Raw genomic sequence first — 1,349 nt, forward strand, 5'->3', positions numbered from 1 at the left:
CGCTTGACGAGGTGCCTGCACGCCTCGTCCCAATACTCGGGAGTGACGGAGCGCGCCACGGATCAGGCCTTCATCCAGGTCGTGCCTTGCGCGGAGTCCTGGAGCACGATGCCTTGCGCGAGCAGGTCGTGGCGGATGCGGTCGGCAAGCGCGAAATCGCGCGCCTTCTTCGCATCGGCCCGGGCCTGGATCTGCGCCTGGATCGCGGCGTCGTCGAGCTGGCTGCCGGCCTGCAGGTAGCTGCGCGCGTTCTGCTGCAGCAGCCCGAGCGTCGCGGCCAGCCCCTTGAACAGCGCCGCCTGCTGCGGCGAGCGGCTCTTGTTCAGCTCGGTCGCGAGCTCGAACAGCACTGCCACCGCTTCCGGCGTGTTGAAGTCCTCGTTCATCGCGGCGCGGAAGCGCGCGGCCTGCGGCTGCGCCCAGTCGACCGGCAGTTCCGGCACGTCGAGGTCGACCAGCGCGGTGTAGAGCCGGCGCAGCGCGTTGCGCGCGTCGTCGAGGTTGGCGGGGCCGAAGTTCAGCGGGCTGCGGTACTGCGTGCGCAGCATGAAGAAGCGCAGCGTCTCGCCGTCGTAGTGCTTCAGCACGTCGCGGATCGTGAAGAAGTTGCCGAGCGACTTCGACATCTTCTCGTTCTCGCCCTGCTCGTTGACGACGTTCAGGAAGCCGTTGTGCATCCACACGTTGACGAAGCGCTTGCCGCTCGCGCCCTCGCTCTGCGCGATCTCGTTCTCGTGGTGCGGGAACTGCAGGTCCATGCCGCCGCCGTGGATGTCGAACTGCTCGCCGAGCAGCGCACAGCTCATCGCCGAGCACTCGATGTGCCAGCCCGGGCGGCCGGCGCCGAACTCGCTGGCCCACTTGGCATCGTCGGGCTCGGTCGGCTTGGCGGATTTCCACAGCACGAAGTCGAGCGGGTCGTCCTTGCCGTCGAGCACGGCCACGCGCTCGCCGGCGCGCAGCTGGTCGAGCGACTTGCCCGACAGCTTGCCGTAGCCGTCGAACTTGCGCACCGCATAGTTCACGTCGCCGTTCGGCGAGCGGTAGGCATAGCCCTTGCGCTCGAGCGTGGCGATCATCTGCAGCATCTGCGGCACGTACTGCGTCGCGCGCGGCTCGTGGGTCGGCGGCAGGATGCCGAGGGCGGCCACGTCTTCATGCATCGCGGCCGTCATCTCGTCGGTCAGCTGGCGGATCGGGATGTTGCGCTCGAGCGCGCGCCGGATGATCTTGTCGTCGATGTCGGTGATGTTGCGCACGTAGGTGACCTGGTAGCCCAGCGTGCGCAGCCAGCGTGCGGCGACATCGAAGGCCATCATGAAGCGCGCATGGCCGACGTGGCACAGGTC

1 protein-coding gene is annotated in these 1,349 nt (G+C 68.0%); it reads right to left on the reverse strand.

Annotated features, from left to right (window positions below; genetic code table 11):
* Nucleotides 1-62: 62 nt before the first annotated feature.
* On the reverse strand, nt 63-1,349 hold a 1,287-nt coding region (cysS, locus tag AC1D01_RS34885; RefSeq protein WP_477874120.1), incomplete at its 5' end, for a cysteine--tRNA ligase.

Source organism: Rhizobacter sp. P3_B12 (assembly GCF_056402895.1).